The organism is Streptomyces sp. CoH27, assembly GCF_020181035.1.
Lineage (GTDB): Bacteria > Actinomycetota > Actinomycetes > Streptomycetales > Streptomycetaceae > Streptomyces > Streptomyces camelliae.
In genome coordinates this window covers 309318-316564 of sequence record NZ_JAIQYY010000001.1, presented here as the reverse complement: position 1 = coordinate 316564, position 7247 = coordinate 309318, and the positions used below count along the sequence as shown (strand labels likewise).

Below are 7247 nucleotides of genomic sequence, written 5' to 3'. Positions count from 1 at the left end.
CGCGGGGAGGAGCGGTCCGGGGTGGGCTAGCCGAGGGTGAAGTCGTCGGCGTAGACGTCGGCTTGGCCGTACCAGCCGTGGACGTAGACGGTGACGGTCCCGCTGCTGCCGGTCGTGAAGGTGACCGACTGCTGGTTCCAGCTGGAGCTGCTCGACCAGGTGCTGGCGGCGGCTCCGCCGCTGACGCCGAGATAGGCGTAGGGGCCCTGGACCCAGCCGGTGAGCGTGTACGTGTGGTCGGGGGACAGGGTGACGGTCTGGTCGCACTCGCCGGTACTGCTCGCGCTCGGGACGACCTGGAGGCTGTGGCTGCCGGAGTGGACCGGACTGGAGACCACCGCGCTGCCGCCCGTGCAGGTCCAGGGGCTGAGGCTGCCGCTCTCGAAGCCCGCGTCGGTCAGCGAGCCCCCACCGCCTCCGCCTCCGCCGGAGGTGACGGTGAGCGTGTACGTCGCGCTGTGGCTGCCACTGGAGGCCCTGCCGGTGACGGTGATGGGGTAGCTGCCCGCAGGGACGGACGAGCCGACCGCCGCCGTCAGTGTCGATGTGCCCCCGGAGGTGACGGAGCCGGGGCTGAAGGAGACGCTGACCCCGGACGGCGCGCCGGCGGCGGAGAGGCTGACGGACTCCGAACTGCCGGAGGTGACGGCCGTGTTGACGGTCGCGGTCGCGGAACCGCCCTGTGCGACCGAGGCGGAGCCGGGCGCGAGCGACAGCGAGAAGTCGCTGCTCGTGCCGCCGCCCCCGCCCCCCGCACTGCCCTCGTACGGTACGAACGCGTCCGTGAACGCGAGGCTGTTCTGGCTGATCTCGCTGCACGTGGGGAGGGAGTTGGCGCTGCCGCTGCACGGCTGGTCCCGGGTGACCGCCCAGAACGCCAGCCGTCCCACGCCGTTCTGCGCGGCGAAGTTCTCCACCGTCCGGGCGTCCGCCAGGGTGAACGTGGAGCCGTCGTCGTTCTTGCCGATCATCGGGGTGATGCCGAGGTTGGCGTAGGTGTAGCCGGAGTCGACGGACTGCATCTGCGCCAGGGTGGCATTCGCGGCGTCGACGGCGCCCTGGCCCATCTCGGTGCCGGTGCCCGCGTAGTAGTCCATGGCCATGATGTTCACCACGTCGATCCTGATGCCCGCGTTCTTGGCGGCCTTGAGGATGTTGACGCCGTCGTTGGTGAGGCCGCTCGTCAGCACCGGCAGGGTCATCGAGAACTGCAGGCTGGGGTTGGACGCCTTGAGGTCCTTCATCGCCTGCATCTGCCGGGCCGCCGCCGCGGTGTCGGCGACGGCGGCGCCCTCGACGTCGAAGTCCAGCTGGGTGACGCCGTAGTCGTCGATGATCGCCTGGTACCCGGCGTCGATGCTGCTCTGGGTGGAGCACGTCCAGGCCAGCGGCTCACCGCTCGCCCCGCCGGAGGAGATGATGACGGACGCGCCCTCCGACTTCGCCCTGGCGATCTCGGGGTCGGTGTAGGAGTCGTTGCCGATGGGGAGCGTGTCGCCCCAGATCTGGTTGCAGCCCTCGCCGATGACGAAGGCCGCGGTGTAGGCCTTGAGCTGGTGTCCGGTGATGGCGGTGTCGAGCAGCCCTTCCTGACCGTTCGACATGTCGACATAGGGGGCTACGGAGTAGACGCTGCTCGCCGCCGCGGCCGCGTGGCCGGCGGGTGCCAGGGCGACGGCCGCGCCGGTGGCCGTGAGAGCGAGCGCGCAGGCGGAGGCCGCGCATCGTGCAAATCTTGCCAGGTGCATGACAGTACCCCTTTCGGGGATGCCCCTCGGGCGTTGAAGGGTGGGGAGATGCCGTACCGGGCTGACGTTGGTACATACCAAACCGCCCGCGGGTGCACCCGTCAAGAGGACTAGACCAAATAGTCACCGCGTCCTCGGGGCCTCTCGCCGGTGGGTGCCCTCTCTCACCGGCGTTCCATGGGGCCCGGCCTATGCGCCGGCCGGCAGCACGTGGTCGCCGAGCTTGTCCGTGCTCAGGCACAGCGAGCACACCACCGCGTCGTGCGTCGCACAGGCCGCCAGATCCGGGCGCTCGTACGGCTGGTGGCAGACATGGCAGTCGAGGGTGACCGCGCTCGGGTTGCCGTCCGCGTCGAGCAGCGGCTCGGCGATCCCGTCGTCGGCGTGCCGCAGGTAGTACCGGCCCTTGGTGACGACGGCCATCACAGGGGTGAGGGCGAAGGCGAGCACGGCCGCGGCGACGGGGGAGTACGGCTGGAGGGCGTCACCCAGGAGGTGGAAGTACATCGCGATCGACAGGCCGGAGGAGGCGACGAAGGCCACGACCCCCACCGGGTTGACGGCATACAGCATGCCGCGGCGGAACTCCGGGGTGAGCGGGGACAGCTTCAGCAGGTACTTGTTGACGCCGATGTCGGTGGCGACGGTGACCACCCAGGCGATCGCGCAGTTCGAGTAGAAGCCCAGGATGCTGTTCAGGAAGCTGAACATGTCAGCTTCCATCAGGGCGAGCGCGAAGCCCAGGTTGACCAGGACGAAGACCATGCGGCCGGGGTAGTGCCTGGTGACGCGGGTGAAGGAGTTCGTCCATGCCAGCGAACCGGAGTACGCGTTCGTCACGTTGATCTTGATCTGGCTGATGACCACCAGCGCCACGGCCAGCGGGACGACCATCCAGGACGGCATCATCGCGTCGAAAGCACCGCGGAACTGGTGGATCGGCTCGGTCGCCGCGGCCGGGCCGACCTTCGCGAGGATGTACACCGCGAGGAAGACACCGATGGCCTGCTTCAGCGCGCCCAGCACCACCCAGCCGGGACCGGCCATGACCACGGCGGTCCACCAGGTGCGCTTGTTGGCCTCGGACTTGGGCGGCATGAAGCGCAGATAGTCGATCTGCTCGCCGATCTGCGCGATCAGGGACAGGCACACGCCCGCGCCGAGCAGGACGGACGCGGTGTTGACGCCGCCGTCGCCGTCGGTGCCCGCGTAGGAGAGGAAGCGGTGGACGGTGCTCGGGTCGGTGGCGATCAGGTAGACCAGCGGGCCGACCATCAGCAGCAGCCAGATCGGGGTCGTCCACACCTGGAGCTTGCTGAGCGCCTTCATGCCGTAGATCACCAGCGGGATGACCATCAGTGTGGACACCAAGTAGCCGAACCACAGCGGCAGTCCGAGGCCGAGCTTCAGGCCCTGGGCCATGATCGAGCCTTCGAGGGCGAAGAAGATGAAGGTGAAGCTGGCGAAGATGACGCTGGTGAGGACCGAGCCGTAGTAGCCGAAGCCGGAGCCGCGGGTGATCAGGTCGAGGTCGATGTTGTAGCGCGCGCCGTAGTAGGCGAGCGGGAAGCCGGTGACGAAGATGACCACGGCGGCGACCGCGATGGCCACGAGCGCGTTGCCGGTGCCGTGGGCCAGGCCGATGCCGGCGCCGATGGAGAAGTCGGCCATGTAGGCGATGCCGCCGAGCGCGGTCGTCGCCACGACCATGGGGGTCCAGCGGCGGTAACTGCGGGGCGCGAAGCGGAGGGTGTAGTCCTCCAGTGTCTCCTTGACGGCCTGACCGCCGGCTGCCTCCGCCGTGCCTGCCGCAGGCGACCGTGACTCGGTGGTGCTCATGTCTCGCCTCCCGATGATCCTGGTGCGGGTACTGCGTCGAGGGATGAGCCCCCGCTTGGCGTCATCGGCAGGCTGGGGGAGCCGACGGACCGTCATGTGTCGCGTGCGGCCGTGTATACGACTCTGATCCCACGGCCGGTCACGCTAGAAAGGGGTTGTTGCCGCCGGCCCTTCCTGTCATGAACGCGGCGTTTCCGGGAGCTCACCCACTGTTCCGCCTCCGGCCCGTCCGTGGGCCGCCGTCAGCGGATTCCGGTACGGACGCGTCGCTTCGAGCCGGGAGCTCAGGTACTCGCCCACCACCTGCGGTGCGTACCCTCGGGATGGTCGGGGCGTGCTGCGCCGCCGGTGTCCAGCGTCGCGGCGGCCGTGCCGAAGCAACCCCGGTGGCAGGCCGGCCGGCTGAGCGCCAGTGCGTCCCTGCTACTCGCCGGCATTGCGAAGACACGTGTCGCTGAGCTGAAGGGCTCGACGGGGCGGGTCGGTCCGCCGACAGTGCCGCCGAAAGCAGCCCTGCGTGCCTGTCGCGCGTCGGCGTAAGCGGTCGCCGCCAGGCCCGTGGTGTGCGTCGAGGCGTCGACGCCGTTGCGGCAAGCGCGAGTCCGTGGGCCATCACCGACGGTCAGCCACTGATCTTCTGTTGGGCCCGCGGCCCGAGCGGGGCCGAGATCGACGGCCGGGCCGCGTCGCGTGGTGCCCGATTCCCGCAGCCTGCCGTCGGCGCTCGCCGCCGGCGCCGTCGGTGCCCCTGCCGACGCTCGCCGAAGCGGTCCGGGACTCCGATCCGACCGCCGGGGGTGCCTGGAGTCCCGCAGGGCCATCGGCTCGCGCCGGCCCAGGAGGCGACCGACCACGGCCTGTTCGGGCGGTGGGTGGAGCGCGGCGTGGGCGAGCTGACCGACGCCGCTCCGTCCGGTGCCGTGGGAACGCTGCAGCGTTCGCGCAGTCGCGGCCCTGAACCAGCCGACGATCGAGGCGCCGTACCGCGAACGGTGCTGGGAACCTGACCGGGCCGGGCGTCACGGGTGTGGGAGCAGCGCATGCTCGCACATGACCCGAGCCTGCCGACCGGGATGGATGCGACCCACGCCGCGCTCCATCCTGCGGATGCGCCCGGCCCTGCGCCGGGCCTGCCGCGAGCACACGCGGTCCGCGGCACCGGGCGGGTGTCTGCCGGCCGTTCGCCGCGTGGTACGAGCCGTTGTCCGTGAGCCTCCGGGTGCCGGCGTCCGCCCCGGGAGGTCAGGCACCCCCGAGGCTCGTACGCCTGCATCCGGTGAACGCTGCCCCGACCGCCGCCGAGCGAGGCTCAGTCAGTCGGGAAGCGTCGCCGTCGTCGTCAGGAGCCGTTCCCTGAGCCGGTCGCCGTCTTCGAGTAGGCGTCGTGCCAGGCGGCCTTCGCGCCGGAGTCGCCGATCCGGTAGACGTCCACGACCGCTCCCACGGCGACGGCCAGCGAGAGCACGCCCATGACGATGCGCACGGGCAGGGCCGACCAGCGCACGGTACGGCCCTGGCCGGGTTCCGTCTGGGCGCGCCGGCCCGCCCACCACACGACCGCCGCCAGCACGAACAGGCCCAGGGCCCACGGCAGCAGCCCGTCGCCCAGCTCGGTGTGCCGGCGTACCAGGGCGTCGTCACCCACGTGCCGTTCGAGCCACTCGCCGGCGTGGGTGGTCAGCGGCACACTGACCAGGGCGAGGAAGGCCACCAGCGGCAGCAGCACACCCAGCCGCCGGGCGGCCCGCGGCCACAGCGCGGCCGTGACCAGGGCCAGCGCAGTGAGGGGTATCAGCACGACCACGACATGGACGAACAGGACATGGGCGGGCAGACCGTTGATCAGAGTCATTCAGGCGCTCCTGAGGGGGTGAGGCGCGCCAGCCTGCCACAGCAGGCTCTCAGTTACCTCTGAGCCTTCTCGGCCACGGATCGCCCCGTGAAGCACCGCGGCACGGGCCTCGTCGGTGCGCCGCACCACGGACCAGGTCCAGCAGAGCTACGACGCCACGACCGGGCGTCGTACGAGACCGGGCGGGAGCGAAGTGGCCTGGCTCTTGGGGCAGTTGACGACCGGGGGTCGCAGCGGTGGACGTGGTCGAAGAAGGCCGCGCCGGTGATGCCGCCGCCGGAGATGTGCACCGCGCGGGCGTGGACCGTATCCGTGCCGGCACCGGTCGCGACGGCGTGGAGCCGCTCGGCGCCGATGAGTCCGGCCCGCAGTCCGCGCCGCTCCAGGTCCTCGGTAGCCCAGCCGTACCGGTGCCGAACCCGGACCGGGCGCCGGCGTGGCGCCGCAGGCCGGCGGCGTGGGCCGGCAGATCGCGGGCCGGGAGGAGCAGGGCGGAGCCCGCCGGGGTGAGGGAGACCGACCGGCGGTCGCGGTCGAAGAGGCGCACCCCGAGGTCGCGTTCCAGGGACGTGATCTGCTGGGAGAGGGAATGGCCGGCGATCAGGAGCCGCTCGGCGGCCCGGCTGAGGTTCAGCTCCTCGGCGACCGCGACGAAGTACCGGAGTCGCCGCAGCTCCACGGCCCTCACGCCATGGCCTGTCGGAGGCTGTGCCTCTCGGCAGGGAGACAGCCGGTCGTGGCGCCTGGCCGCCGGCCGACGGACGATGAGGGAACGGCGGCCCGCGGTCCGGCGGTCCGGAACCCAGGGCGTCGCAGCATCCGCGGTGCACCGGTTTCCCCCGGACGCCCCAGCGAACGGAGTCGGGCCATGCGAGAGTTCCTGGTCGAGATCACCACCACGATCCCCGAGGGCACCAGTCAGGACGAGATCGACCGCCGACGCGCCGCCGAGGCCGTCCGCGCCCGGGAGCTGGCCGCCGCCGGCCATCTGGCACGGCTGTGGCGTCCGGTGGGCGAGCTGCGCAGCATCGGCGTCTGGCTGGCCACCGACGAGGACGAGCTGCACGAGAGGGTGCTCGGTACGCTCCCGCTGAACCCGTGGATGAGCTTCGCCGTCACCGCGCTGGAGCCGCACCCCAACGACCCCGGCCGGAGCGCCGGCACCCGCTGACCTGTACGCCGTCGGTCCGGCATCACGGCGCCGGGCCGGGACGGCGCGGCACCCACCGGGCTCCGGACAGCCACGTGGTCCACGGGCCGGACAAGGAGAACTCCTCCACGACCGTACGACCCCTGCGCGCGGCCCCGGACCGAGGCAGCGGCCCGCTCCGCTCATCCTGGGGCCACGTCGGCCAGGGCGCCGCCGCGCTCGCCGTCGGCATGGGAGTCGCCGCTTCCTCCACACCCCGACCCTCCCCCTCACGCACACCCAGGCCTGGTGTATGCGGGCGCCGGTGCGAATCCGACCACCGCCGACTACGTCGGCTGTCTCATCGGCGCGCTCGCGGGCATCCTGCGCCCCGCGCTGGTGCGCTCGCCGCTCTCCTGCGTGCCTTCCCGGCGGTGCTCGCCGTGAGCCTGGCCGCCATGCCCGCCATGCACGCCATGCCCGCCAACCACGGGACGCCGATGCGGCTCGCGCTGCGGCTGTTCGCCGGGGTGGCCGGCGCCCTGGTCTTCGTCGTCGCCGTCAGTTCCCTCCCGATCCACCTGCGGGAGCACCCGGCCCGCCGGCCCTCAACCCCCTGCTGCAGGGCAGCCGGCCTCGGTGGCCGCCGACCGGCCCGCTGAAAGTCTTAGGGTGGGCA

Annotated in this window: 6 protein-coding genes; 2 read left to right on the top strand and 4 right to left on the bottom strand. The window is 71.6% G+C overall.

Features of this window, described 5'->3' with window-relative positions; genetic code table 11:
• Positions 1–26: 26 nt before the first annotated feature.
• The 4 genes from LE548_RS01515 to LE548_RS45905 all read right to left on the bottom strand — a co-directional run bounded on the left by LE548_RS01515 (position 27) and on the right by LE548_RS45905 (position 6427).
• A complete protein-coding gene (locus LE548_RS01515; RefSeq protein WP_225094730.1) occupies positions 27–1748 on the bottom strand; it encodes a carbohydrate binding domain-containing protein in 1722 nt (573 codons plus the stop codon).
• A 189-nt stretch (positions 1749–1937) separates the two neighbouring features.
• The gene (locus LE548_RS01510; RefSeq protein ID WP_225094729.1) at positions 1938–3587 is read right to left on the bottom strand and encodes a cytosine permease; all 1650 of its coding nucleotides are present in this window, start codon (positions 3585–3587) and stop codon (positions 1938–1940) included.
• A 1339-nt stretch (positions 3588–4926) separates the two neighbouring features.
• Complete coding sequence (locus LE548_RS01505) at positions 4927–5439, bottom strand: DUF2231 domain-containing protein (protein WP_225094728.1); 513 nt, start codon at positions 5437–5439, stop codon at positions 4927–4929.
• A 49-nt stretch (positions 5440–5488) separates the two neighbouring features.
• Entirely contained in the window at positions 5489–6427 is a 939-nt protein-coding gene (locus tag LE548_RS45905; protein WP_308029665.1) for a LysR family transcriptional regulator, read from the bottom strand.
• Between LE548_RS45905 and LE548_RS01495 the strand changes: the two genes are divergently transcribed.
• Positions 6308–6610: a muconolactone Delta-isomerase family protein gene (locus tag LE548_RS01495; protein ID WP_225094727.1), complete on the top strand. Its 303-nt coding sequence runs from the start codon at positions 6308–6310 to the stop codon at positions 6608–6610. The genes LE548_RS45905 and LE548_RS01495 overlap by 120 nt on opposite strands.
• A gap of 392 nt (positions 6611–7002) precedes the next feature.
• A complete protein-coding gene (locus LE548_RS01490; protein ID WP_225094726.1) occupies positions 7003–7230 on the top strand; it encodes a hypothetical protein in 228 nt (75 codons plus the stop codon).
• Positions 7231–7247 lie beyond the last annotated feature (17 nt).